This is a genomic window from Luteibacter sp. 9135 (assembly GCF_000745005.1).
Lineage (GTDB): Bacteria > Pseudomonadota > Gammaproteobacteria > Xanthomonadales > Rhodanobacteraceae > Luteibacter.
The window spans coordinates 3,117,695-3,142,191 of record NZ_JQNB01000001.1 but is presented as its reverse complement, the minus strand read 5'-3'; the positions used below and the strand labels follow the sequence as shown (position 1 = coordinate 3,142,191).

22 protein-coding genes are annotated in these 24,497 nt (G+C 67.0%); 14 read left to right on the top strand and 8 right to left on the bottom strand.

The window, feature by feature from the left end:
- Positions 1-181 precede the first annotated feature (181 nt).
- A complete protein-coding gene (locus FA89_RS20245; protein WP_185754355.1) occupies positions 182-610 on the bottom strand; it encodes a hypothetical protein in 429 nt (142 codons plus the stop codon).
- Positions 611-1,444: 834 nt separating this feature from the next.
- Here FA89_RS20245 and FA89_RS13570 point away from each other — a divergent pair.
- The 9 genes from FA89_RS13570 to FA89_RS13530 are packed head-to-tail and all read left to right on the top strand — an operon-like array spanning position 1,445 to position 12,497.
- Positions 1,445-3,634, top strand: coding sequence for a polysaccharide biosynthesis tyrosine autokinase (locus FA89_RS13570; RefSeq protein WP_036141188.1), 2,190 nt, complete (start codon positions 1,445-1,447; stop codon positions 3,632-3,634).
- A 10-nt stretch (positions 3,635-3,644) separates the two neighbouring features.
- On the top strand, positions 3,645-4,874 hold the full coding sequence (wcaK, locus tag FA89_RS13565) for a colanic acid biosynthesis pyruvyl transferase WcaK (RefSeq protein WP_036141184.1): 1,230 nt from the start codon (positions 3,645-3,647) through the stop codon (positions 4,872-4,874).
- A 2-nt stretch (positions 4,875-4,876) separates the two neighbouring features.
- The gene (locus FA89_RS13560; protein ID WP_036141180.1) at positions 4,877-6,127 is read left to right on the top strand and encodes a glycosyltransferase; all 1,251 of its coding nucleotides are present in this window, start codon (positions 4,877-4,879) and stop codon (positions 6,125-6,127) included.
- The gene (locus FA89_RS13555; RefSeq protein ID WP_051938762.1) at positions 6,124-7,548 is read left to right on the top strand and encodes an MOP flippase family protein; all 1,425 of its coding nucleotides are present in this window, start codon (positions 6,124-6,126) and stop codon (positions 7,546-7,548) included. Before FA89_RS13560 ends, FA89_RS13555 begins: the two co-directional genes overlap by 4 nt.
- Positions 7,545-8,429, top strand: coding sequence for a glycosyltransferase family 2 protein (locus tag FA89_RS13550; RefSeq protein ID WP_051938761.1), 885 nt, complete (start codon positions 7,545-7,547; stop codon positions 8,427-8,429). The genes FA89_RS13555 and FA89_RS13550 overlap by 4 nt, the downstream gene beginning before the upstream one ends.
- Before the next feature lie 4 nt (positions 8,430-8,433).
- A complete protein-coding gene (locus FA89_RS13545) occupies positions 8,434-9,666 on the top strand; it encodes an O-antigen ligase family protein (protein WP_036141177.1) in 1,233 nt (410 codons plus the stop codon).
- Positions 9,659-10,168 (top strand): serine O-acetyltransferase, encoded by a 510-nt coding sequence (locus tag FA89_RS20240; protein WP_051938760.1) that lies wholly within the window; start codon positions 9,659-9,661, stop codon positions 10,166-10,168. The genes FA89_RS13545 and FA89_RS20240 overlap by 8 nt, the downstream gene beginning before the upstream one ends.
- Complete coding sequence (locus FA89_RS13535) at positions 10,165-10,986, top strand: glycosyltransferase family 2 protein (RefSeq protein ID WP_036141174.1); 822 nt, start codon at positions 10,165-10,167, stop codon at positions 10,984-10,986. Before FA89_RS20240 ends, FA89_RS13535 begins: the two co-directional genes overlap by 4 nt.
- Before the next feature lie 11 nt (positions 10,987-10,997).
- Positions 10,998-12,497 carry a right-handed parallel beta-helix repeat-containing protein gene (locus FA89_RS13530; protein WP_185754354.1) on the top strand — a complete coding sequence of 500 codons (1,500 nt, stop codon included), beginning with the start codon at positions 10,998-11,000 and terminating at the stop codon, positions 12,495-12,497.
- Positions 12,498-12,501: 4 nt separating this feature from the next.
- Here the strand turns inward: FA89_RS13530 and galE are convergent, their stop codons facing one another.
- Together galE and FA89_RS20640 are read right to left on the bottom strand one after the other, a co-directional pair.
- Positions 12,502-13,482, bottom strand: a complete 981-nt coding sequence (galE, locus tag FA89_RS13525) for a UDP-glucose 4-epimerase GalE (protein WP_240003899.1) — start codon at positions 13,480-13,482, stop codon at positions 12,502-12,504.
- A gap of 49 nt (positions 13,483-13,531) precedes the next feature.
- A complete protein-coding gene (locus FA89_RS20640) occupies positions 13,532-14,977 on the bottom strand; it encodes an undecaprenyl-phosphate glucose phosphotransferase (protein WP_051938758.1) in 1,446 nt (481 codons plus the stop codon).
- Positions 14,978-15,351: 374 nt separating this feature from the next.
- On the opposite strand from FA89_RS20640, the gene FA89_RS19295 reads away from it, so the two are divergent.
- The 3 genes from FA89_RS19295 to FA89_RS13505 are packed head-to-tail and all read left to right on the top strand — an operon-like array spanning position 15,352 to position 18,171.
- Complete coding sequence (locus tag FA89_RS19295; RefSeq protein ID WP_051938757.1) at positions 15,352-15,678, top strand: hypothetical protein; 327 nt, start codon at positions 15,352-15,354, stop codon at positions 15,676-15,678.
- Positions 15,675-16,790: a polysaccharide biosynthesis/export family protein gene (locus FA89_RS13510; protein ID WP_036141169.1), complete on the top strand. Its 1,116-nt coding sequence runs from the start codon at positions 15,675-15,677 to the stop codon at positions 16,788-16,790. The genes FA89_RS19295 and FA89_RS13510 overlap by 4 nt, the downstream gene beginning before the upstream one ends.
- 43 nt (positions 16,791-16,833) lie before the next feature.
- Positions 16,834-18,171, top strand: coding sequence for a UDP-glucose dehydrogenase family protein (locus FA89_RS13505; RefSeq protein WP_036141166.1), 1,338 nt, complete (start codon positions 16,834-16,836; stop codon positions 18,169-18,171).
- A gap of 38 nt (positions 18,172-18,209) precedes the next feature.
- Here the strand turns inward: FA89_RS13505 and FA89_RS13500 are convergent, their stop codons facing one another.
- The 4 genes from FA89_RS13500 to FA89_RS20235 all read right to left on the bottom strand — a co-directional run bounded on the left by FA89_RS13500 (position 18,210) and on the right by FA89_RS20235 (position 22,564).
- Positions 18,210-20,429 carry a YjbH domain-containing protein gene (locus FA89_RS13500; protein WP_240003898.1) on the bottom strand — a complete coding sequence of 740 codons (2,220 nt, stop codon included), beginning with the start codon at positions 20,427-20,429 and terminating at the stop codon, positions 18,210-18,212.
- A gap of 5 nt (positions 20,430-20,434) precedes the next feature.
- Positions 20,435-21,145 (bottom strand): capsule biosynthesis GfcC family protein, encoded by a 711-nt coding sequence (locus tag FA89_RS13495; RefSeq protein ID WP_051938755.1) that lies wholly within the window; start codon positions 21,143-21,145, stop codon positions 20,435-20,437.
- A 125-nt stretch (positions 21,146-21,270) separates the two neighbouring features.
- Entirely contained in the window at positions 21,271-22,071 is an 801-nt protein-coding gene (locus FA89_RS13490; RefSeq protein ID WP_081916566.1) for a YjbF family lipoprotein, read from the bottom strand.
- Between the two features lie 55 nt (positions 22,072-22,126).
- Positions 22,127-22,564, bottom strand: coding sequence for a low molecular weight protein-tyrosine-phosphatase (locus tag FA89_RS20235; RefSeq protein WP_036141163.1), 438 nt, complete (start codon positions 22,562-22,564; stop codon positions 22,127-22,129).
- A gap of 81 nt (positions 22,565-22,645) precedes the next feature.
- Here FA89_RS20235 and FA89_RS20230 point away from each other — a divergent pair, with 81 nt between their 5' ends.
- Together FA89_RS20230 and FA89_RS13475 are read left to right on the top strand one after the other, a co-directional pair.
- Entirely contained in the window at positions 22,646-23,278 is a 633-nt protein-coding gene (locus FA89_RS20230; protein WP_036141161.1) for a phosphatase PAP2 family protein, read from the top strand.
- The gene (locus tag FA89_RS13475; protein ID WP_051938753.1) at positions 23,275-23,607 is read left to right on the top strand and encodes a hypothetical protein; all 333 of its coding nucleotides are present in this window, start codon (positions 23,275-23,277) and stop codon (positions 23,605-23,607) included. The genes FA89_RS20230 and FA89_RS13475 overlap by 4 nt, the downstream gene beginning before the upstream one ends.
- 12 nt (positions 23,608-23,619) lie before the next feature.
- Here FA89_RS13475 and FA89_RS13470 read toward each other — a convergent pair whose 3' ends face one another.
- Entirely contained in the window at positions 23,620-24,360 is a 741-nt protein-coding gene (locus FA89_RS13470) for an AraC family transcriptional regulator (protein WP_051938752.1), read from the bottom strand.
- Between the last annotated feature and the right edge of the window lie 137 nt (positions 24,361-24,497).

Below are 24,497 nucleotides of genomic sequence, written 5' to 3'. Positions count from 1 at the left end.
GTTGCAGGGAACGCTCGCTTACATGGTGTGCATCGCATCGATCGCCATGGCGTATGCGTACGGCCAAGTCACATTGATCGCTTCCGCGCGATGTCGGTTCAGCACGACAGCGGGTTCGGCTGGAGTCATGTCATCCATCTCAATTCGGCGACGAGCGAGCGGAGCGCGCCTTGCAGACCGACTACCTTGCCACCACCAGAAGAATCGCGCTGAGACAGCCCATTGCGAGCAAGCTACAAACCGACGCGAGCAATATAACCATGTACCTGGCTGCTGATCCGGCCTTGGTGGCGGTAATGCTAGAGAAAAGGACAACAGCAGCGCAGGATTGCGTGACGAGGGCGGTTACGGTCGCGTAAACAAGACAACCCAGATTCCATGTACCGCAAGTCAGTACCCCGCCGAACCCGTACAAAAATGCGGCGCTCAACGCTATGCCTGCAAAGGCTATGAAGATACCGATTGCGCGCATTAAGTATGCCGCCTGACGTTTTTTGACACCAGCTTTCATGCTGCCAGCATTGGCCGCAGGTAGATATAGCTGGCTTTGCGACGGCCGAGCTGACACCACACCAGAAATAAGTATCCCCACCGTCGAGGGGTCGCGCACGTGCGTGCGCTCCTACCCAGCGGGCAGATCACGCATTGGATATACAACAACCTGCCTACCCTTGCGGCAGGAGCGCACGATGTGGGCGAAAAGCCAACGAAGCAGCGACGCCGTACCCGAACGCTGCACGTTCACCCGCACGCACTGCTCGCCCAACACGTCACCTCAGTTTACGGAAGAGCCGGCGGGTAGCCCCCTCGGGGCCGGTAGCCGCAGGCGAGGGATTCGCACAGATCAGGCCCGAAGGGGGCCGGCCAGGACGGCCGGCCGTTCTCGCGAGACAGGATGTCGAGTCGAGAACCCCTGTGCGAAGCCCGACCCGGCCCGAAGGGCAATAGATAAGCGGCCGCGGAGCGGCCTTTCCCTAGCGGGTCGCCGCAGGCGTGGCACCGAGGGGGCTACCCGCCGGCTCTTGCTCCAAGCCCCATGGCTCTTGCTGCGCCGCAAGACCCCGGAACGAATCCGCCAATTCCCACGACCCTCACCCCAACACCCAAAACCATGAATCCAAAAGCGAAATGACCACCCAATGAACGATTCATTAGATATTCGTGCAATAAATTACGCGAATATTTAACAAAAACATAATGCTGTCACGCAACACACCGCCGACAAATCGACGGTTCCTTGACGCATGTCGCAAAACCGACCTCGCTCGCTTTGTGTGCCCATCCTGCGCGACTAAGCTCAAAGCTCATCGGCGCCGATCACACGTGTGACTCGCCCTGACGCGACAAAGCACATGCCATCGACGCACGCGTCGAAGCGGCCTACCGGGTGTGCAACGCAGACGCCCAGGCGTTCCCTTCATGACCCAGGAAACCACGCCGCCGCATGACGACGAAGATTGAGCAGGCACACGACGACGACACCATCGACCTCAACGCGTTGTTCGGCACGTTGCTGGATCACAAGTGGCTGATCGTCGCGATCACCGGCTGCTTCTTCGTGGCCGGGGTGCTGTATACGGTGCTGGCCACGCCCATCTACCAGGCGACCGCCGTGGTGCAGGTCGAACAGAAAACACCCAGCCTGCCGGGCCTGAGCGACCTGTCGCAGTCGCTGGGAACCAGTGCGTCGCAGGCGGTGACCGAGATCGCCCTGATCACCTCGCGACTGGTGGTGGGACAGACCGTGGACGACATGCGCCTGAACGTGCAGGTGCAACCGCGGCGCATGCCGCTGATCGGCAATTACCTCTCTCGCGGACACAAGCCCGGCCAGCCCGGCAAGCCTCGCTTCGGTCTCAGCCGCTACGGCTGGGGCGGCGAACTGGTGGATATCTTCCGCCTGACCTTGCCCGATCCGGGCATGAGCGCGACCTTCGAGTTGCGCGCCGAAGCCGGCGGTCGCTTCAGCCTGTACGACGACGACGGCAACCGCGTGGCCCAGGGTGCGGTGGGACAGCCGGTGACCGGCAAGGGCGTCACGTTGCAGATTCGCCAGCTGGTGGCCAACCCGGGCACCCGCTTCGACGTGGTGGTGCAGCCGCCGCTGACGACCACGACGAAACTGCAGTCCGACATCGTCGCGCTGGAACAGGGCAACGACTCCGGGATCATCGGGCTGACCTACAACAACGCCGATCCCGACCTCGCGCGACAGGTGCTCGAGCACGTCACGCGCGCCTACGTGCGGCAGAACGTCGAGCGCAATTCCGCGGAAGCCGCCAGCCAGCTGCAGTTCGTCAAGGACCAGCTGCCCAAGGTGCGCCAGGACCTGGACAAGGCGCAGGCGGCGATGAACGCGTTCCAGATGAAGTCCCACTCCGTGGACCTGAGCATGCAGACCAAGGGGTTGCTGGACCAGATCGTGTCCGTGGAGAACAACCTCCAGCAACTTCACCTGCAGGAAGCCGATATCGAACGGCGCTTCACCCACGATCATCCCGCCTACAAGGCGCTGCAACAGCAGATGGGCCAGTTGCAGGCGCAGAAGGATCGGATGCAGAAGGAAGTGGGCGACCTGCCGGATACGCAGCAAGAGCTGCTCAAGCTGAGCCGTGACGTGCAGGTCAGCGGCAACACCTACACCAGCCTGCTCAACCAGGCACAGCAGCTGGACATCGCACGCGCCGGCACGGTGGGCAACGTGCGCATCGTGGACAGCGCCGCAGTGGACCCCAACGTGCCGGTGCAGCCGCGCAAGGCGCTGGTGGTGATCGTCGTCACCTTCCTCGGCGGGTTCCTCGCGCTGGCCTTCGTGTTCCTGCGGCAGATACTGAACCGCGGTATCGAGGACCCCGCACTGATCGAGGACCTGGGCCTGCCCGTCTACGCCTCTGTGCCGCTGAGCCCCGGCCAGGGCGCGCGCCTGTTGGGTCGCGGCCGTTCACACGCCGCACACGGCCCGCTGCTGGCCATCGCCGACCCCGCCGACCTGGCCGTCGAATCGATCCGCAGCCTGCGTACCAGCCTGCATTTCGCCCGGCTGGAGGCGAAGAACAATATCCTGATGATCACCGGCTCCAGCCCCTTCGCCGGCAAGACCTTCGTCTCGGCCAATCTCGCCGCGGTGATCGCGCAAGCCGGGCAGCGCGTACTGCTGGTCGACGGCGACATGCGCCGTGGCACGCTGCACCAGCTGCTCGGCGTGCGCACCGGCCGCGGCCTGTCGGACCTGCTGGTCGGGAGCGCCGCGCTGGCCGACGTCATACAGCCGGGCCCGACCGAGAACGTGCACTTCATCAGTCGCGGGCAGGTGCCGCCCAACCCGTCCGAGCTGCTGATGCATGCGCATTTCACCCGGTTCATCGCCAGCGTCGTCCCCGCCTACGACCTGATCATCATCGACACGCCGCCGATCCTCGCGGTAACCGACGCGGCGGTGATCGGCCACCACGCCGGCACCAGCCTGCTGGTGGCCCGCTTCGGCCTGAACAAGCAACGCGAACTGGCGCTGGCCAAGCAGCGTTTCGAGCAGAACGGCGTGGAACTCAAGGGCGCCATCTTCAATGCCGTGGAGCGGCGCACGGCGGGCTACTCCGCCTATGCCTACTACAAGTACCAGGCCGATCCAGCATGAAGGCGTTCCCATGTCGCGCATCCTGATCGTCGGCAACCACACCTGCGGCAACCGCGGCGATGCCGCGATCCTGCGCGGGCTGCTGGAATGCCTGGCCACCGCGTTGCCGGGCTGCGAGGTGGATGTCACCAGCCGCTTCCCGACCAGCTCCGCCTACCTGCTCGGCCGCCCGCTGTTGCCCGACGGGCTGGATGCCTATTACCGCGAAGCGGCCAGCCAACGCTTCGGCCGGTTTCGCCCGCAACTGCTGCGGCGCCTCGTGCCGCGCCTGTTGCACGCGCATCTCACGGGACTGTGGTGGGCGCGCTGGGTACCGTTGCCGCAACGCCATCGCGACACCATCGCGTGGATGGCCGACTACGACCTGGTGATCCAGGTGGGCGGATCGTTCTTCGTCGACCTGTACGGCCCCACCCAGTACGACCAGTCGATCTGCGCGCTGCTCGCCGGGCGACCGGTGTACATGATCGGCCACAGCGTAGGGCCGTTCCGGCAACCCTTCTTCCGGCGCATATCCCGGGACGTCATGCGCCGGGTCCAGGCGCTGGCCCTGCGCGAGGAAGTGAGCGCACGCTACATGGCCGAGGACGGCATCCCGCAGGACACGCTGCGCTGGACATCCGACACCGCGTGGCTGGTGGACCCGGGTACGCCCGTGGCCATCGCCGATCCGCCCACCGTCGCGGTGACGTTTCGCGAACTGGCCCCCTTCGACAAGCGGCTGGGCGTCACCCAGGCACAGTACGAGGAGGCCTTCGCCATCCTGCTGGACGCGGTGATCGAGGCGGGCTACCGCGTGGTGGCGTATTCCACGTGCACGGCGATCGACGGTTATCCGAAGGACGACCGGATGGTGGCCCTGCGCGTCGGTGCGCGCATGCGCCACGCCGAGGCCTACCACGTGGAGATGAACGAGCTGACCGACGTAGACCTGGGCCGTTGCCTGGGTGCATGCGTGCTGACTATCGGCACGCGTCTGCACAGCGCCATCCTCTCGATGAACTTCGGCACCCCGTCGGTGGCGCTCAACTACGAACACAAGTCCGAGGGCATCATGAAGCGCCTGGGCGTGGACGAACTGGCGGTGCCGGTCACCGCCCTGCTCGATGGCAGCCTGCGTAGCCAGGTGCTTGGGCTGTTGCGGGACGACACGCTGCGCGCCCGCGTGGCCGTGGCGGTGGCGCGAGAGAAGGCCTTCGCACGCGAATCCGTGCTGGCCACCCTGGGGATCGGAGCCTGAGCATGCCGGTGCTGTTCGTCCTCGCCGAGTTTCCGCGCTATTCGGAAACCTTCGTCATCGACCAGATCGTCGGCCTGCTGGACCGCGGGTTCGACGTGCGCATCCTCGCCATCAGCCGGGGGCCGTCACCCGTGCCCGGCGACATCGTCGATACCCGCGGCCTGATGGCGCGGGCCACCTTCGTCTTCGATCACCCCGCCAGCGCTTCGGCCCCCTGGCAGGTGTTGCTGCGGCGGCTGCGCCGCGTGCTGCCTGGCCTGCCCAGCGCCCGCGTGCGGCGGGCGCTGTCCGTGCGTCGCTTCGGTCACGCGGCGAAGAGCCTGGTGCTGGCCGGTGCGGTACGCCGCCTGCCTACCCCACTGCGGGCCCGGGCGATCGTCGCCCACTTCGGCCCGACCGGCGTGCTGGCCACGCACCTGCGCACGCTCGGCCTCATCGAGGGACCGCTGTACACCGTCTTCCACGGCTTCGATCTGTCGCAGCACAGCGTGCTGGCGCGGCATGCGGCCGACTATCGCCACCTGTTCGCGCATGGCGAGCGGATGCTGCCGATCAGCCAACGCTGGCGCGGCAAGCTGGAGGCTCTGGGTTGCGCGGCCGAAAAGATCCAGGTGCATCGGATGGGCGTAGACCTGGAGGGCTTCCGTTACGCACCGCCGGCGACGAACGGCGCGCCGGCACCCGGGCGTGAATTGCGCCTGCTATGCGTGGCGCGCCTGGTCGAGAAGAAGGGTGTGCGCTACCTCTGCGAGGCCGTGGCCCGGCTGGTGCGGCGCGGTGTTCCCCTGCGCCTGGACGTGATCGGCGACGGCCCGCTGCACGCGACACTCCGGCGTTTCGTCGACGAGCAAGGCATGCAGGATGCCATCCATATCCTCGGCCGTCGCGACACGACCTATGTGCAGGAGGCCCTGCGTAGCGCCGATGTGTTCGCGCTGCCCAGCGTCACCGCGGCCGATGGCGACCAGGAAGGCATTCCCGTGTCCCTGATGGAGGCCATGGCCAGCGGCGTGCCGTGTCTTTCGACGGTGCACAGCGGCATCCCCGAGCTGATCGAGGATGGCCGTTCCGGCTGGCTGGTGCCCGAGCGCGACATCGATGCGCTGGCGGACGTGCTGGCGCGTATCCAGGCGGGCGACTTCGACCTGGCGGCCATCGCGCGCGAGGCCCGGCACACCGTGGAGACGCACTTCGACCAGCGCCGGCTGCACGACAGCCTTGCCGCGCAGCTGCACGCGCAGGCGGCCCCGTGACCTCGGCACGACGCGATGCGTTGTGGACGGCCGGGTCCACCGTGGTCAGCGCGGCCAGCCAGCTGCTGCAGATCGCGGTGCTCGCGCATCACGTCGACGCACACATGCTGGGCGCGCTGGCCATCGTCAACGTGGTCAACGCCATCGCCACGCTGCTGCAGGACATGGGCCTGAGCAGTTACCTGATCCACCGGCAGGACATCAGCCGCCCGCAGCGCACCTCGCTGTTCATCATCAGCGTGGGCCTGGGCCTGGCGTCGGCGGCGACGCTGTTCGCGATCTCGTACGCGGTGGCCTATTTCTACCGGTCGGACCTGCTGGGCGACCTGCTGCGCCTGTCGACGGTGAACTTCATCCTGCTCGGCGTGGCGGCGCAGTACCAGGCCAGCCTGATCAAGGCCTTCCGCCTGCCCCGCCTGGCCCGCATCGAAGTGATCGGCCGGCTGTGCGGGCTGGCCACGCTGCTGGTGCTGGTGCTGGTGTTCCACGCCTCCATCGAGGCCGCCGTGTACGCGATGATCGTCAACAGCCTGGTGCGCCTGGCCTGCTTCCTGACGGTGTCCGAGCGCGACTGGCATCCGGGCCGCGCCTTCGATCGCGGCATCATGCGCGAGGCGCTTCGCTACGGGGCCTTCCAGCTCGGCTCGCAGGTGATCAACCAGCTGCGCAGCCAGGCCGACCAGATCATCCTGGGCAAATTCCTCGGGCTGTCGTCACTGGGCGTGTACTCCTTGGCCAAGGAACTGGTGCTGCAACCGACCAAGCTGATCATGCCCGTGGCCGGACGCCTTGCACTACCAAGGCTGGCCACGCTGCAGGACGATCCCGAGGCGCTGCGTCGCCTGTTCCTCGTCGGGCTGCGTGGCGTGGCGATCTTCAGCGCCGTGGTCTTCATCATGCTGGCGGTGTTCGCGCCGCCGGCCGTCTCGATCCTCTACGGCCATCGCTACGACGGCGTCGCGCGTCTGGTCCCGCTGATGCTGCTGTTCGGCATGCTGCGGCCGCTGGGCTCGCTGATCGGCGCGCTGAGCCAGAGCCGCGGCCGCTCGGACATCGAGTTCGGCTGGAACGTGCGGATTTGCGGGATCACGCTGGCCGTGAGCGTGGCGGGCGCGGCCTCCCGTTCGCTGGAAGTCATGGCGGTCGCCCTCGCCCTCAGCCAGGTGCTGTCCACGGTGCTTTCGTATTACTTCTTCTCCTCGAAACTCATCCGGACCACGGCGCGCGAGTTCTTCGACGCCTGGGTCACGGCCAGCTTCGTGCCCTATGCCTGCCTGATGCTGGCCGTCACGGCGTACCCGGGCGACGGCTGGACGGCCAGCGCCGTGCGGTTCGCCTTCGCCGCGCCGGCGCTGGCGTGGGTGATCTGGCGCAGCCGCCATATCCTGATCCATCGACAGCTCCAGGCGGTAAGCGCATGACGGACACCCTGCCGCTAGTGAGCGTATACATCCCCACGCGCAATCGCTCGGCGCTGCTTCGGCGCGCGGTGGATTCGGTGCTGGCGCAGAGCTACCCGCGGATCGAGATCCTGATCTGCGACGAGGCCTCCACCGACGACACCGCCGAGGTGGTGGCCACGTATGCGCAACGCCACCCGGGGCGCTTCACCTATCTGCGCAACGACACGCCGCAGGGTGCCTGCCGCGCCCGCAACCGCTGCATCGAGCACGCCGCCGGCACCTATGTGACCGGACTGGACGACGACGACCTGTTCCACCCGCAGCGCATCGCCTGCCTGGTCGAGCTCTATCGTCGGCACGACGTGTCGTTCGTGTGCAGCCGCTTCCGCTATTTCCAGGAGGAGTCGCAGATCGCCGCGCTGCGCGGCCGGTCTTACCGCGTGGTCGAGCTGCACGCGACCGAGCGCCTGGCTCTGCCCGCCCTTCTCTACGCCAACCTGGCCGGCAACCAGGTGCTGACGGAACTGTCGCGGATGCGCGAGCTGGGCGGTTTCGACGAAGCCATGCCGTCCTGGCAGGACTACGACATGTGGATACGCCTGGCCGACCGTTTCGGCCCGGCCCTGCGCACGCGGGCCGTGCTGTCCTTCGTGGACGACGACCGCTCGCGGGCGCGCATCCGCAACTCCAGCAAGCGCGCCGAAGGCAGCGAGCGCTTCCTGGCCAAGCATGCCCGGCTGATGAGCGCCGACCAGAAGCGCAACCATCGCAACATCCAGTTCGTCATCGGCGGCCAGCGCGCACCGCTGCGCGAGATCGTGCGCAACCTGTCGCTGGGCGGCTACAAGTCCACGCTGAAGGTGTTGCTGCACAAGTTCTTCGGCCGGGCGATCGGCTGAGCGCATGGCCATCGCGATCCACAAGACCCGGGGTGCCGCCATCGTGCTGATGGCCATGCTATTCGTGCAGGTGCCGCTGGGCCACAGCACCAGCAGCAAGTCGCACGTGAACGTCTACCACCTGCTGCTCCTGCTGATGCCGGTGCTCTACCTTCCCGCCGCGCGTTACCTGAAACTCAACCCGGCCACGGCCTTCATCGTCACCATGGCCGCCACCGCGCTGGCCGCCGGGGCCACCTACGGCGGCGGCCTGCGCTCCACGCTGATCGTGTTCGTGGCGGCGGCGTATTTCCTCGGCGTGGTCTTCGGCCGCAAGCTGCAGGACGTGGAACTGCGCCGGATCTTCACCTGGATGCTGGGCTGCTGCCTCGCCTTCGTCATCCTGCGCGATCTGGTCTACGCGGGCAGCCTGGGCGCGGTCTACGCGCGCACCGAAGGCGCGTCCAGCATCCTGTACATGTCCACCGGCGGCCGCAATATCGAAGCCAGCCTGCTGGCCCTGCTTTCGCTGTTGCTGCTGGGCACCCGCGCCTACCCGATCGCCGCCGGCATCGCCTTGCTGACCAGCGGCATGATGCTGTCGCGCGCAGGGCTGGTGGGCACCGCGGTATCGATCGGCATCGCCTGCTTCCAGGCCCGCAAGTCGCGCCACTATTACTTCTTCACGTTTTTCGGCGTGGCCATGGCCGTGCTGCTGGTCGGGCTGGTGCTTTCGTCGGTGATCGACATCCCGGTGCTGGACCGCTTCAACCTCCAGGCCGAGACCCAGCTGGAACACAAGAATGTCGGGCGCCTGGCCCTGTGGAACAGCGCGGGCACCGCCCTGGAGCACAACCTGCTCGGCTACGGCGTGGGCAACGGCGTGCCGGTGATGGAGCAACTGTCCGGGCTGACCTTCGTGGAGAACAACGTCCACAACATCTACCTGCAGTTCCTGCTCGAAGGTGGCGTGCAGTCGTTGTTGCTGTTCCTGGCCATGGGCGCGCAGATCCTACTCACCCGTACCGAGGGCCCGCAGCGCAACATCAAGTTCTTCCTGCTGTGCTACCTCATGCTGGCCTGCATCGAGTTCAGCGGCTACGAGGCGTATTTCTGGTTCTTCGTGGGCATGTTCTACGCGCGTGCCGACCTGCGGCGCGCCGCGCAACGCACGGAAGCGAAGCGGCACCTGCAGGCGCGCGTGCAACGTCCCGACCGATCGCCCGCCGAACCTTCCATGGACCCTTCCCATGCTTGACGCTTTCCGCGCCGACGTCCGCCGGCTCCGCTCACTGCCCGGGTACCGCAGCCTGGCCTGGTGGATGCTGGACCAGTCGTTCTGGGTGATCCTGACCTACCGGCTGCTGGCCGGCGCGCGCGGCACGGTGCTGCATGTACCGCTGCGCGTGCTGGAGAAACTGGCCGAATTCGTCTTCAAGTGCTACCTGCCGACCACCGCCACCATAGGTCCGGGGCTGGTGATCTACCATGCCTTCGGCATCATCGTGAACGGCAAGACCACCATCGGCGCCAACTGCACCCTCTATGCGCGGGTATGCATCGGCAACCGTTTTCCCGGCGACGGCGCGCCCGTGATCGGCGACAACGTCACCATCGGCACCGGGGCCTGCATCTTCGGCCCGGTGGTCATCCCCGACCATTTCGTGGTGAAGGCCAATGCGGTCATCACCCCGTCGTCGATGCGTGCAAGCGCCGCACCCTCCGTTTCCACCCCGCCCCACGCTGGAGCACCGTCATGAGCGAGGCCGATGTGCGCCTGTCGATCGTCATCATCACCTGGAACGAGAAGGACAACCTGCAACGCTGCCTGCTCTCGCTGATGGACAAGCTGGACTTCGAGCGCGACGAGGTGATCGTCGTGGACAACGGCTCACGTGACGGCAGCGCCGAATTCGTCGCGACGCTGCCGCAGGTGCGCTATTTCCCGCTGGACAGCAACTACGGCGTGGGCCCCGCGCGCAACCGCGGCCTGTTCCTGGCCCGCGGCCGGTATTGCATGACGCTGGACAACGACACCATCTTCCTGACCGCCGATCCCGGCAGCATCGTCGACGAGTTCTTCCAGACCCACCCCGACGCGGGCGTGGTGGGATTCGAACTGCTCAACGTCGATCGCACGCGCCAGGATTCCACCCGCCGGTTTCCCCGCTTCTTCCAGCCCATCGCCGCCCGCATTCCGGCCACACGCAAGCTCGGCTTCGTCCAGCGCGAACTGGACCGCCACCTGATGGTGGATACCGCGTTCGACGATGCCGACGATCCGCTCGAGGTGGACTACGTGCTGGGCGCCAACCAGACCTTCACCAAGAAGGTGGCCGCCCTGTTGATGGGCTACGACGACCGGATCTTCTTCGGCCCCGAGGATGCGGAGTTCTGCGTGCGCACACGCAAGCTGGGCCTGCGCAACTACTACTGCCGGCGCATTTCCGTCGTACACGACTACAAGCGGCGCACGCGCAAGTTCTCGCGCCTCGCGCTCAGGCACCTGGCCGGCTTCGCCTACATGCTGCGGAAGCATGGCGGGGTGTATCGCTATACGCTCGACGAACGGCGCTGAGGGACATGGCCATGGACCGTCGCACCTTCCTACGCGGCTCGGCCTGGGTGGCCGGCGCCTGTGCGCTCCTGCCGCTGCCGCCGCTGCGCGCGGCCACCACGGGTGGCGTGTTCCATATCGACGGGATCGATGGCGAGGACGGCCGGGACGGCTCCACCCCCGCACAGGCCTGGCGCAGCCTGCGACGGTTGAACCAGGTGCGATTCGGCCCGGGCGACCGCATCCTCTTTCGTAGGGGCGGGGACTACCCCGGCGCCTTCCTGCCGAAAGGCTCCGGCCGCGCTGGCGCACCGGTCACCGTGGATGCCTATGGCGACGGCGCCCTGCCTCATCTGCACGCCGACGGCGACAGCCCGTCCACGGTAAGGTTGCAAAACGTCGAATACTGGGAGCTACGCCACCTGGAGATATCCAATACCGGCGCGCAGCCCGCACCACGCCGGACCGCCTTACACCTGTTCCACCAGGATGCGGGTGTCGTGCACGGCATCGTGCTGGAAGACCTTTACCTGCGTGACGTCAACGGCAGCCTGGTCAAGAAAGACGGCGGCGGCAGCGCCATCCTCGTGCAGGCGCTGGGCAAGCAAACCCCCACCCGCTACCAGGACCTCACCATCGCCGACAACCGCATCGAGCGTTGTGGCCGCGACGGCATCCTGTTCCTCGGCGCGGGTAGCCGCCGATCCGGCCTTGCCACCGGCGTGGTGGTCAGGGGCAACCGCCTTGCCGGCGTGCCCGGCGACGCCATCCTGGTCAAGGGCTGCACCGGCGCGATCGTGGAGCGCAACGCGGTCAGCCAGTGCGGCGCCCTGCCACGCGGTGAAGCCGCCGCCGGCATCTGGCCGTTCGACTGCGACGACACGCTGATCCAGTACAACGAGGTGAGCGACCACCGCGCCCATGCCGACGGCCAGGCGTACGACGCGGATTTCAACTGCCGCGGCACGGTCATCCAGTACAACTACAGCCACGACAACGTCGGTGGCATGGCGCTGGTATGCAACGACGGGCGCAACGCCTCCGCCGTGGGCAACACGGGCACCGTCGTGCGCTTCAACGTCAGCATCAACGACGCACTGCGCGCCACGGACAGTGCTTCGCTGCGCCTCTCCGGCCCCGTGGCCGGCAGCCGGATCTACAACAACATCATCATCATCCCGGACAAGCCCGTCGCCGACGCGGAAGTCACCGTGTTCAAGGCCACGCGCTGGCAAGGCGTGCCCGACGACACCGCCATCCACGACAACATCATCGTGGCCGCGCGGTCGCCGGGCATGGACATGGCCCTGGCCACCCAGACCCGGCTGGGCGACAACGCCGTATACACCGATACGCCGCAGGACGCCGCGCCCGGGCGGATGCGTGCGGCCGCGGGTGACGCCGCGCTGCTGGCGCGATTCCGCCGCTACCGGCCTACGCTGGACCAGGTGAACACGCTGGTTCGCGAGTGCTTCGTCGAAGGCAAGCCGGTGTCCGACGCGCTGGCGCGGATCGGTCGGCTGGCGGCATAGGGCGCTACCCGAACGCCGGCTCGCGATGCCAGCGCCATGCGCTGGCCAGGATATCGTCCAGGCGGACCATCCGCGGCTCCCAGCCCAGTTCCGCACGAGCCAGCGCACTGGAGGCAACCAGCGTGGCCGGGTCGCCCGCACGCCGTGGCGCAATGGTGTGCGGTACCGCCTTTCCCGTCACGCGTTCGGCGGCGGCGATCACCTCGCGCACGCTGAAGCCCTCGCCGTTACCGAGGTTGAAGCGGTGCGCTCCGGGCTGCCCGGCCAGGTATTCGATGGCCAAAAGGTGCGCCGAGGCCAGGTCGTTCACGTGCACGTAGTCGCGCACGCAGGTGCCGTCGCGGGTGGCGTAGTCGTCGCCGAACACGTTCAACGCCGCGCCCTGACCCAGCACCGCCTTCAGCACGTTGGGGATCAGGTGGGTTTCCGGCTCGTGCGCCTCGCCGATCGTGCCTTGTGGATCGGCGCCGGCCGCATTGAAGTAGCGCAAGGCGACCGAGCGCAGACCATAGGCCTTCGCCGCATCAGCCAGCACGTGCTCGATCATCAGCTTGCTCTGCCCGTACGGATTGATCGGCGCGGTGGGGTGCGACTCGTCGATGCGTTCGGCCTGCGGATGCCCGAACACGGCAGCCGTGGAGGAAAACACCAGCCGGTCCACGTCCGCATCGCGCATCGCGCCCAGCAGCACCAGGGTGTTGGCCACGTTGTTCCGGTAATAGGCATAGGGTTCACCGACGGATTCACCCACCAGCGACTTGGCGCAGAAGTGGATGACCGCGTCGAAGCGCTGGGTGGCGAATACGCGCGCCAGGCGCGCAGCGTCGCCGATGTCGCCATGGACGAAGGCCACCTCGCGCGGCACCGCCTGGCGGTGACCCGTGGAAAGATCGTCGTAGACGACCGCCTCGTGTCCCTGGCCGGTGAGGTAGCGCACCATGTGCGAGCCGACATAGCCCGCCCCGCCGCAGATCAGCAGCTTCACGCGACCGTTCCGACTGATTCGAGGGGCAAGCGGCACGAACGTGGCGGGATCAACGCGATTCCTCCACGGCGGCCGTAACGGTCGACAACGCGGGCTTTCCCGGTGCCGAGGACGCGGGAGGAGCCTCGCTGTGCACGAAGCCCTTGAACAGGGTAAGGAAAATGATGCGCAGGTCGAAGCCCAACGACCAGTGGTTGATGTAGTAAAGATCATGCTGGATACGCTTGACCAGGTCGGTGTCGCCGCGCCAGCCGTTGATCTGCGCCCAGCCGGTAATGCCCGCCTTCACCATGTGCTTGTGCATGTAGCCGGCGATCTCGCCCTTGAACTTCTCCACGAACATCGGCCGCTCCGGGCGCGGCCCCACGATGGACATGTCGCCGCGCAGCACGTTGAGGAACTGCGGCAGCTCGTCGAGGCTGGTCTGCCGGATGAATCGGCCGAAGCGCGTCACCGTCTTGTTCTGCGCACCGCCCCATTGCACGGTCTTGTTCTTCTCCATGTCCACGGGCATGGAGCGGAATTTCATCATCTCGAATTCCTTGCCGTCCAGGCCGACACGGCGCTGGCGGTAAAGGACAGGACCGGGACTGGACAGCTTCACGCCCACGGCGAGCGCGAGCATCAGCGGCGCGATCATCAGCAGGATGGTGCCGGCGATGACGCGGTCCTCGATATCCTTCAACAGCCATGCATTGCCCAGCAGCGGGCTTTCCCGCAGCGTGACCAGCGGCACGCCGGCCACGTCTTCCATGCGGTGGTTGATCAGCTGGCGCCCGAGCATGTCGGGCACGAACTTCACCGTCATGACGTGTTGCTCCATGCGGTCAAGCACGTAATTGATGGCGCGGTTGGCGCCGACCGGCAACGCCACCAGCACCTGGTCCCAGTCGCGGCAGGCCAGCACCTCGTCCAGTTCCAGCAGCGAGCCGGCCATCGGGATGTCTGCCGGCACACCGTTGTCGTAACTGGTACGCACGTACGCGGTGATCTTCATCCCCAGCGCGGGATTGGCTTCGACCTGCTCGATCATATGGATGCCCGAGTCGGTCGCGCCGATCAGCAGGCAACGGCTGATACCCACGCCGCGCTCGTGCAGGCGGGTCGTGGCGCGGTACGCGACCAGGCGCACCACTGCCATGAAAGCGAGTCCGAGCGCGAACACCAGCGATACCCAGCCACGCGAGTACAGCTCGCTGACCTTCAACAGATAGCCCATCGCAAGCAGCACGGCGAACGCCATGGACCACGATGCTGCGATGCGCCAATACTGGCCGATGGGGCGTTGCCCGATGGGCTGCTCATAGACGCGGAACACGGCCGACGCCGTCAGCGTGGACAACAGGAGGATGACGAGGGCCACCGAGTACAGGCTGGTCATGGCCAGCGTGCCGAAGCGCAGGTAGTACGCGAGGAAACTGGCCGACACGGCGCAGACGGGATCGCTCACGCGGAGCTCGAGATCCACTAACGCGTTGAATTTGGACAGTTGCATGACAGGTACCCTATTTCGACACGATGATCGCCGTTTCATCGGCGTGCCCAGGTACGTGCCCCCCGTGGGATCGCGTTGTCCCTCCAGGGACACGTAGCGGCCCAACACGTGACGGTCGGCCCACGACATTCCCGTGGGGCCGCCAACTCAACACTTCGCAGTGTGTGTGTAACGATGACCCCATGCTGCACCGCCAGAATTTTGACGGCAATGCAAGATCATGCGATTTGCGGGTCGTGTCACAAAAAGAATTTTCGATAACGCACGTTCAGCCGATTGCCTTGCACTTCCTTGCGAGTTGGCAGTGAATAACCCTGCCTTCGCGATGCATGCATGCGTGCACGCATCGCTTCACATCACCGGAGATGACGACCATGAGACGTCTGCTGTTTGCCAGCGCGATACTTGCCGTCGCGATTCCTGTCTGGGCCCAGAGCCAACGTACCGACCGACCGCCGACCACTCCACCGAACGCACGGCCCGCCGACGCCACGCCACCGCGCGTGGCGCGTCCCGACGAAGCACGTGAAGCGTCGCGCGGCGCGATCGCCCCGGCGCGCGTCGGGCCAGGCACCGCCGCCATGGGCGCCGTCAGCGGCGCTGCCGCGAACAACACCAGCGGCACCGGCAACGACGGCACGGGCGGTACCGGTGGCACCGGGGGTACCGGCGGCTCGGGTGGCACGGGCGGCACGCGTTGAGGCTGCTGCTTGCGCTGGGTGCCGCGGGATGCAGCCTGTTGCTCAACGGCTGCATACTCGCGCCCGGCCAGCACATGAAAACAGGCGAACTGAACGACAAACAGAGCGCCACGGGTAGCCGCTACCAGCTGGTGCCCATCACACCCAAGCTGATCGCGATGGATCGCGCCACGGCAAGCGCGCCCGCCATCGACCCCACACTCACGTCCTACCAGCCCGATGCCTATCGCATCGGGCCCGGCGATTCGCTCTACATCACGGTGTGGGAGCACCCCGAACTCACTTCCCCGGCGGGCTCGCAGCAGCAGACAGGTGCCAACGGTCGCATGGTGCGCCCTGACGGCACGCTGTTCTACCCGTACGTCGGATTGCTCAAGGCCTCTGGGCTGACCGTCGAGGAACTGCGTCAGGCGATCACCGATCGCCTGACGAAATACGTGGAGAAACCGCAGGTCGATATCAGCATCATCGCGTACGCCAGCCAGCGCGTGACGCTCGGTGGCGCGTTCGTGCGCACCGAGCCGCAGAACATCACCGTGACGCCGCTCACCCTCACCCAGGCGGTGGGCAGCGCCGGTGTCAACGCCGAGCTGGCCGACCTCTCCGACGTGGTGCTCCGCCGCGACGACCACGAATACCATATCGACCTGGACGCGCTGTCGCGCTCGCGCGACGGCGGCAAGCAGGTGTACCTGAAGGGCGGCGACAGCATCTACCTGCCCTATAACGACCGTCACGAGGCCTACGTGATCGGCGAGGTGCTACGGCCCCAGGCTATCTCGTTCAAGACCAGCGACCTCACGCTCACGCAGGCACTGGGCCGGTCGGGCGGACTCAACCAGAGCAGCGCCAACGGACGATCGGTGTACGTCATCCGCGGCGTGGAAGACATGGAGAAAGCCCCGGCGACCATCTATCAGCTGGACAACACCTCGCCCGCGGCCTTCGCCGTGGCGGCACAGTTCTCGGTCAAGCCGGGCGACGTCATCTTCGTCGGGCCGGCCGGCATCACCCGCTGGAACCGCTTCATCAGCCAGCTGCTGCCGCTGTCCGGCCTGGTCAGCAACGCGGCGAGCGCGACATACAACCTGGACCGGGCCAGCCAGCTCTGATGCTGCCCGCTCCGCTCCATCCAGACGTCTAAAGGCGACATCCATGAAGGTCACAATATTCGGCACGGGCTACGTGGGACTGGTTACCGGCGCGTGCCTTGCCGAGATGGGCAACCACGTGGTGTGCGTGGACGTGGACCAGGCCAAGGTTGAGGGACTGAGGCAAGGCGTCGTGCCTATCTACGAGCCGGGCCTGGCACCCATCGTCACGCGCAACTACGCCTCCGGGCAGCTCGACTTCACCACCGATCCCGCGCCTGCCGTGGCCAATGGCGAACTGATCTTCATCGCGGTGGGCACGCCGCCGGACGAAGACGGCAGTGCGGACATGAAATACGTGCTCAGCGTGGCACGCACCATCGGCGAGCATATCGACGCCTATGCCGTGGTCGTGAACAAGTCCACCGTGCCGGTGGGCACCGCCGACCGCGTCCGCGCGACCATCGCGGACGCGCTGGCGGCGCGCGGCGCGGCGATCGACTTCGACGTGGTCTCCAACCCGGAGTTCCTCAAGGAAGGCGATGCCGTGGAGGATTGCCTCCGTCCGGATCGCATCGTGGTCGGCTCGTCCAGCGAGCGCGCCGTGGCCCGCCTGCGCAAGTTGTACGCCCCCTTCAACCGCAACCACGACCGCATGGTGGTGATGGATGAACGCTCCGCCGAACTGACCAAATACGCCGCCAACGCCATGCTGGCGACGAAGATCAGTTTCATGAACGAGATCGCCAACATTGCCGAGCGTGTGGGTGCGGATGTCGAGTTGGTCCGCCAGGGCATCGGCGCGGACCCGCGCATCGGTTATCACTTCATCTACCCCGGCGCCGGCTACGGCGGATCGTGCTTTCCCAAGGACGTGCAGGCGCTGGAACGCATTGCCCGCGGCCATGGCTACGACGCGCGGCTGCTGGCCATGGTGGAGGCGGTGAACGCGGCGCAGAAACACCGCGTGTTCGAGCACCTGCTGCGCCACTTCGAGGGCGATATCGCCGGCAAGACGATCGCCCTGTGGGGCCTGTCCTTCAAGCCGAACACGGACGACATGCGCGAGGCACCCAGCCGTCGCTTGATGGAATCGCTGTGGGAAGCAGGCGCCCGCGTGCGTGCCTTCGATCCGGAAGCCCGCGACGAGACCACGCGCATCTACGGCCAGCGCGACGACCTGGTGCTGTGCCAGGGTGCCTACGACGCCCTGGAAGGCGCCGATGTGCTGGTGCTGCTGACCGAATGGAAGGCCTTCCGCAGCCCGGATTTCGCCCGCGTGAAGGCCATGCTGAAGACGCCGGCGATTTTCGACGGTCGCAACCTCTACGATCCCGCCACCGTCGAGGACGCCGGCATCGCGTACTACGGCATCGGGCGGGGGCGTTCGCTGCAACGTTGAACCAGGACGGGCCGGCGCCACCGCGCGCTCGGCCCGCCCTACTCGGCGATCCTGCCGAGGTTCTTGTCGAACAGATCGCTGTCCAGGTCGTTGGTCAACGTGTAGAGCGTGTAACGCTTGTTCAGGCGCGCGCCACCGTCGCGCTGCAGGGGCTGCCACAGCAAGGTGGCACGGTTGCGCGACGACCGCGGCAGCAGCAGGTCGAAGGGAATGGACACGTAGATGCCCTTGTCGAAGCTGCCCTCACCGTAGCCGGCGTTGCCCGACTGGTTGGTGATGGTGGCAAACGCGCCCATGCGGGCCCCGTTGGCGAACTGCCGTGACACGTCCACGGTGGTACCCCAGTCCCCCGCCAGGTAGCGCCCGACGCTCACCGCCACGGTGACGTTGTGATAGCCGGTATCGAGGTAACCCGTGGCCTGGCCCGTGATCACGTGGTAGTTGCGGAACGACAGGTCCTGCCGGAAGCCACGCGACTTCACCCAGTTCAGGTCGGCGCCAATCGCCCAGTGCTGGCCGAACGGCCGGTAAAGCACTTCCCCACCGGCGCCGCCATACATGCTTTCCAGCATGCCGGCGTAAGCCAGGCCGTAGAGATCCTGGCCCAGCTTGCGCGTGCCGGTAAGTTGCAGGTTCGGCACCGTGACATCGGAGCTGGTGAGATAACGGCGTACGTCGGTGCGCACGCGCGGCAGGTTGCTCGGCGCGTCGTAGCGGAAGGTATCGTAGTTGTTGGCGAGGTTGACCGAGAGCACGCCGTCGACCCACAGGTGACGCGTCACGTTGAACGTGCCCGACGCCGCGGCGTACACCTGGTACAGCACGAAAGCGTCGGGGCCGCCCAGGTTCTGCTGGTAACCGAGCGACGTGCCGCCGGTGAAGCGTCGCAGCGGCGCGCGGTACAGCACCTCCTCGTCGCGCGCCGTCACCGGGTCCTGTTCCACGCTGCGACGGAAGTCGGGCAGGTCCAGCCGGTGATCGAGCAGTGCGAGGAAACGGGGCCGGTGCACGCTGGTGTCCACGGTGGCCAGCCCGCTGCGCTCGGCGGATACGGTGACCCAGTCGATCGTGCCGTCCACCCGGTTGTCGACGATCCGCGTCGCGCGTCCCACGCCTTCCGCCGCGTAGAAGAAGCGATCCTGCTGCCCGTGGATGACCAGCTCGGAGCCACGCCGGCCGATGCTGCGCACATCGATCCCGGCGTTGTTGCCCAGCGCGTTGGCCATCTCCGCCCAGTCCACCTGCGCGGGCGCGCGGCGCGCGGGCTCGGGCGCACCGGCGTCTGCGGCCTTGTCGTCCGGCAGCGCGGCCGGCGTCTCCGAAGATGCGCGCACGGGGGCGCTCGTGTACGCCACGGCCTCCGGCTTCGGGTCGGACAGTTTCGGCGGGTCCACATGCGTGGCCAGGTTGCTGTGCAGGTTGATCGCGGCGGTGCCGACGTGGCCGCGCTCGTAGCCCAGCGTGAGGTCCACGTTGCCGTTCAGGCGGAACACGGCGCCCAGGTTGACGGGCCACCGCTGCGGCTGGTTGTTGTTCTGCGGCTGGTGTTTGTAGTCGTTGCCGTCGAGCTCGGCCTTGAGCACCAGCCAGCGCCACGACGACCGATACTCCACGCCGCCGAAGAACCCCGGACGCCCGCGCAGGAACTTGTTGATGCTGAGCGCGCCCGTCGCCCCCGTGCCGCTGTTGGGGCGGGTGTCGAACTTGTCGCTGATGAAGTCCAGCGGGTTGGCGATGTCGCCGCGGTTGCCGATATAGCCCCATGCGAGGCCCAGGCTGAAGTCGAACGGCCCCGCGCGCTTGCTGGCCACGATGTATTCGCTGGAAAACAGCCCCGTGCCGCCGATATCCCGGGCACCCACGGCCACCGCGGGCAGCCAGCGACTCTCTTCGCGCAGGCGCACCTTGGCGTCGATGGACTTGTCCTTGTAGGTCTGGCTGCCACTCAGGTACGTCGGCCCATACGGCCGGTTGCTGACGTTGGTGTAGCGGAACGAGCCCTCCAGCCACGGCAGCGGTTGCAGGGACACGTTGTAGTTCGTGTAGGGCGTGGTGCGACTGAGCACGAAACTGAACTCGCCTTCCTGCGCCATCCGTGCGGCAGGCGACTGCATCAGGCCGACACCGCCGAAGTCGCTTTGCGTGTAGACCTCCTGCGCACTCGCCGCCGAGGCGACGCCCGCCAGCACGCCCAGCCGCAAGGCGCGACCACCGTACGACGCGACGCGGCGGAGACCGCGGCGGGAAGCGGCTGCCAAGCGCACTACGGGTGGTCCCCGTCGTCCGGCCACTGCGTGGCGAGGAACGCCGCCACCTCGCGATCGAACGCGTCGTCCGCCGCGCCGGCGATCGCCTTGCGGTCGAAGGGCACGTAGATCCATGCGCCCGGCGCCAGCGGACGCGGCGCGTCACGATTCCACAGGGCGATGTTCTGCGCGAACACCGCGCCGTCGGGCTGCACCACGAAGATCGTGTCCGGGTCCGCGGCGGGAGATATCGCGCATGCCCGCAGGTAGGCCCTGGCATCCTGCAGCGCCACCTGTGGCAACTGGCACGGCGCATCGACGGCGCCCACCACATGGATGTCCGACGGACGCCGCGGATAGACGAGCCTGTCGCCGTGGTGCACCGGCAGGTTGTCTTCCGGGGTGACTTCCAGCCGCGCGGCATCCAGCGATACCGGCGCGCGCCGGCCGGTGACCGGCAACGCCGCAAGCCAGGCCTGGAACGCCGCGGCGCGTATCGACAGGATGTCCTCGCCCCGCGCCATGGCCTGGCGGCGAATCGCGCCCAGCTCGTAGACCAGGCCGGCCTGCAGACGCACCTGCTCGCGACGCAGGCCGGGCTGCAACCAGGCGGCACCTAGCAGGTAGGCATCCGGCGCGATATCCGCCGCCAGGGCCACGTCGGCCAGCCGTGCACTGGCCGGATAGACGGCCGTACCCGCGCGGCCCACGGCGCCGTCGACGGTCACCCGTATCGTCTGCGCAGACGGCTCCTGCGCCTGCGCCGAGCCGAAAGCAAACGCTACAACGACAGCGAAAGCGACGGCGAACACCCACCGCACGACAAAAGATCGGTCGGACAAACTGAAGCGCCTCACGGGGCCGACTCGCGATACGGCCGCAACTGGACCAGCTCGAGCGGGTAGTCCGGGGCCACGTACTGGCGGCTTTTCCAGATGAAGCCGTCCGCGGGGTCGACCCAGTAGCGGTTGTGCAGATGGATCCCCTGCCCCACCAGGGTTTCATCCACGCGCCGCAGCCGGCGCACGGTGTCCAGGATCGTCACGTCTTCCAGGTCGCCGGGCACCAGCTGCCCGTCCAGCACGACGCCGTAACGGTAGCCCGGCGACCAGTCCATGCGGCGCGTGTAGCGCGTCGTGCCGTGCAGGCGATGCAAGCCATCGTGGAACGGATCGGCTCCGGTAAACACGGAGGCGTCGAGGTTCTGCGGCAGGCCGACCGTACGGGTAACCAGGCCGTCACGGGTGAACACGATGTCGTGCCCCACGCCGTACCAGCCGAGCACGCCATGCGCCGTGTTCGCCAGGATCAGGATGGCCCGGCCCGACGGCGCGTCCACCTGCAACTGGAAATACGGCGAGGCGGCCACGGAGGCCGGCGTGGCATCCACGGTACCGCCGTGCAACGCGAGACGCAGGCTTTCGACGCTGCCGACCGATACCGTCGAGCAACCGGCCACCAGCCAAAGCGTCAGGGCGCAGACGACGGCATGCAGAAAACGTGGCGCGACGCTCGCGCGTTGGGTCGGGGGGCATTCCAAAATCAGTGGCGGGTCCGTCGGGTAGAGGTCGGTTTTCGGCGCGCGGGCGCCGAAGCGATGCAGGACAACACTGACCGTGGAGCCGGCGCCCACAGGGGGACGACCGGGGTGCATCGAAAACCTTACACGAGGCGAACGTGCCGAAAAATGACACCCGTCACGGCACGCGTCACAAATAGCGCAACCATGCCGAAACGGACGCGTCGATCAGTGTGTATACATGTTCGAAGGCTTCGCGTTGCTGGCGATAGGGATCGGGAATGTCACGCCCCTCACCCCAGCGATCGAGCAGGAACACCTTGCCGCTGACCTCCGGCGCGATACGTCCCAGTTCGGCCACATGCCGCTTCTCCATCGCCAGGATGACGTCGTAGGGCCGCAGCAGCGCACGATCGACCTGGCGCGCGCGATGCGCATCGCCGTCGATGCCGTGCTCGTGCAGCAGCTGGCGCGCCGTGGCGTCCATGGGATGACCGACCAGCGCGCCCAGGCCCGCGCTTTCCACCCGCGTACGATGGCCATCGCCCAGGCGCGTGCGCAGCACGTACTCGGCGATGGGGCTGCGACAGATGTTGCCGACGCAGACGATCAGTATCCGTTCGAACATGGGTGCTGCGATACTCCGTGGCTTGGACGACGCCGTGGCGACGAACGCAACCGACATGATAGCGATACGCGAAGGCATGGCATGAACCCGTGGCACGCCATCACCGCCTTCGGCGACAGCGCCCTGCTGCTCCCCCTGATCGCCTGGATGGGCCTGTGCCTGCTGGTGCCGCCGTTGCGCGTGCGCGATGCGCGGCGATGGGCGGTCGCGGTGGTGTTCGCCGGCGGCATCGTCTGCCTGTCCAAGCTGCTCTTCATGGGCTGGGGCGTCGGCCCCGCCGAACTCGACTACACGGGCTTCAGCGGGCATACCACGCTGGCGCTGCTGGTCTGGCCCTCGCTGGCCGCCTTGCTCGCACGCGATGGGGCGCTGCTCGTTCGCCGCGGCGCCATCGCGCTGGCCACGTGCCTCGGTGTGGCCGTTGCCGTATCGCGGCTGGCCCTGAAGGTGCACAGCCCGTCGGAAGTCGTGCTCGGCGCGGTACTCGGCGTGGCGGTCATGGCGTGGTTCGTGCGCGGCGTGGCGCCTCGGGCCGAGCTGCCGGCGCCACGACGTCGCCACGTCGCGCTGCTGTTGGGCCTGGGAGCGCTGGCGATCACCGTGGCCTGCCATGGCCGCGTGTTTCCGTCCCAGCACATCCTCAAGGACATCGCGCAATGGCTGAGCGGCCACGGCGAGGTCTTCACCCGTCGCCTTCGACAGGACTCGCCATGACCACAGCACCGACCCCGCCGCCGCACAGCGCGTGGTACACGAAACTCGTCGCGGCGCGTGTCGCCGTGGACAAGGCGGCCGCGGACACGGCGCTGGCGGCCGATGAGTTACGTCGCTACCAGAAGTTCGCCCGCCCGGGCCAGCCATCCGCGCACACCGTGCAGCTGCGCCAGAAGCAGGCTGCCGCACGGCAGGCCTCCGCGCAGGCGAAGCAGGCATTCCTGAAAGCCGCGATGGAAGTGGCGCGAGAGGCGGGACTGACGCCGCCGCCGCGCGTCCCGCTGGAAACCTTCATGCGGGGCTGGATGGACGCCCAGCCGGCCGCCTGACGCGCGACCTTTTCAGGCGGAGTTCGTTACGCCCCGCGTGTTGCGCGCCGGTGCCGCCAGGGCCGCCACGGCGCGGTATTCGCTCGGGGTCATGCCCACGGTGGCCTTGAACTGCCGGGCGAAGGCGCTCTGGTCCACGAAGCCGCAGGCCATGCCGATGGACGCCACGTTGTCGTCGCCGCCGAGCAGGCGCATGGCCGCCTCGATACGCAACTTGGTCAGCACCTGCTGCGGGGTCAGTTGGAACACCCGGCGGAAATGCCGCTCCAGCTGCGCGACCGACAACCCGGCCAGTTCGGCCAGCGCGGGAATTCGCACGCCTTCGCCGTAGTGCTCCTGCATGTAGCCGAGCACGCGGCGCAGCCGCTCGTACGTGGGATGCTTGCCGTCGGGAAGGCCCAGATCGCGCGAGATACCGATCACGCCGCGAATCTCGCCGCGCGAGGACACCGGCCGCTTGCAGGTGAGGCACCAGCCAGGCGCCCGGTTGCTGAAGATGTGGACCTCGAGCTGGTTCTCGATCACTTCGCCGGCGAGCACCCGGCGATCCTGTGCGGCGTAAGACCCACCCATGAGCGCGGGAAACAGTTCGGTGACGCCGCGACCGATCACCTCGCTGCGCTGCTTCAGGCCGAGGCGGCGGACCAGGGTCAGGTTGGCATGCGTGTACCGGCCTTCGGTGTCCTTGACGAAGAACACGACATCGGGCAACGCATCGAACAACGGCTCGAGTTCATCGGCGGAAATCTTCATGGTAAGGATGCTCCTTCGGCACAGCTGCGCACGGGTTTCAGGACCGTATGGACCATGGCGCGATGCATCATAAACCGCTTCGCGCCGCGAAAGCCAAGGAAACAGGCATTCTCGGCACGGCTTGCCGAACTTGCAGC

Coding starts and splice junctions, on each gene's coding strand:
- FA89_RS13570 (WP_036141188.1), top strand. CDS start 1,445: ATGACGACGAAGATTGAGCAGGCACACGACGACGACACCATCGACCTC.
- wcaK (WP_036141184.1), top strand. CDS start 3,645: ATGTCGCGCATCCTGATCGTCGGCAACCACACCTGCGGCAACCGCGGC.
- FA89_RS13560 (WP_036141180.1), top strand. CDS start 4,877: ATGCCGGTGCTGTTCGTCCTCGCCGAGTTTCCGCGCTATTCGGAAACC.
- FA89_RS13550 (WP_051938761.1), top strand. CDS start 7,545: ATGACGGACACCCTGCCGCTAGTGAGCGTATACATCCCCACGCGCAAT.
- FA89_RS13545 (WP_036141177.1), top strand. CDS start 8,434: ATGGCCATCGCGATCCACAAGACCCGGGGTGCCGCCATCGTGCTGATG.
- FA89_RS20240 (WP_051938760.1), top strand. CDS start 9,659: ATGCTTGACGCTTTCCGCGCCGACGTCCGCCGGCTCCGCTCACTGCCC.
- FA89_RS13535 (WP_036141174.1), top strand. CDS start 10,165: ATGAGCGAGGCCGATGTGCGCCTGTCGATCGTCATCATCACCTGGAAC.
- FA89_RS13530 (WP_185754354.1), top strand. CDS start 10,998: ATGGACCGTCGCACCTTCCTACGCGGCTCGGCCTGGGTGGCCGGCGCC.
- FA89_RS20640 (WP_051938758.1), bottom strand. CDS start 14,977: ATGCAACTGTCCAAATTCAACGCGTTAGTGGATCTCGAGCTCCGCGTG.
- FA89_RS19295 (WP_051938757.1), top strand. CDS start 15,352: ATGAGACGTCTGCTGTTTGCCAGCGCGATACTTGCCGTCGCGATTCCT.
- FA89_RS13505 (WP_036141166.1), top strand. CDS start 16,834: ATGAAGGTCACAATATTCGGCACGGGCTACGTGGGACTGGTTACCGGC.
- FA89_RS13490 (WP_081916566.1), bottom strand. CDS start 22,071: ATGCACCCCGGTCGTCCCCCTGTGGGCGCCGGCTCCACGGTCAGTGTT.
- FA89_RS20235 (WP_036141163.1), bottom strand. CDS start 22,564: ATGTTCGAACGGATACTGATCGTCTGCGTCGGCAACATCTGTCGCAGC.
- FA89_RS20230 (WP_036141161.1), top strand. CDS start 22,646: ATGAACCCGTGGCACGCCATCACCGCCTTCGGCGACAGCGCCCTGCTG.
- FA89_RS13475 (WP_051938753.1), top strand. CDS start 23,275: ATGACCACAGCACCGACCCCGCCGCCGCACAGCGCGTGGTACACGAAA.
- FA89_RS13470 (WP_051938752.1), bottom strand. CDS start 24,360: ATGAAGATTTCCGCCGATGAACTCGAGCCGTTGTTCGATGCGTTGCCC.